Here is a 259-nt window from a genome sequence, read left to right as displayed (position 1 = left end):
CCGGCGACGGCCTGTGCCGAGGGCAGCGTGTCATAGGCGGGGCGCGTGATCGCCAGCACGTTCTGAGCAAGTGCGACGGGATTGTTCGCCGCATTCATGGCATCGCCGCCCATGATGGTGAGGGGAATGTTTTCGGAAGCAGCATCCCTGGCGATGATGGCGACATCGTTGCGCTCGGCGCCGATGAAGACATGGGTAATGCCGGTTCGTGCCAGCCGGCGCACGAGTGCCACCTGCTGTTCCTGGCCCGGACGTATCG

General features: G+C 64.5%; 1 protein-coding gene. It reads right to left on the bottom strand.

Annotation, left to right across the window (positions count from 1 at the left end; all coding sequences use genetic code 11):
• A partial coding sequence (locus tag SB816_RS32895; RefSeq protein WP_410548367.1) for a hypothetical protein occupies positions 1–233 on the bottom strand: 233 nt, incomplete at its 3' end.
• Between the last annotated feature and the right edge of the window lie 26 nt (positions 234–259).

The organism is Achromobacter sp. SIMBA_011, from assembly GCF_046535435.1.
GTDB classification, from domain to species: Bacteria; Pseudomonadota; Gammaproteobacteria; order Burkholderiales; family Burkholderiaceae_B; genus Achromobacter; species Achromobacter dolens.
The sequence above is the reverse complement of the archived record's forward strand: the minus strand, read 5'-3'. Positions and strand labels throughout refer to the sequence as shown.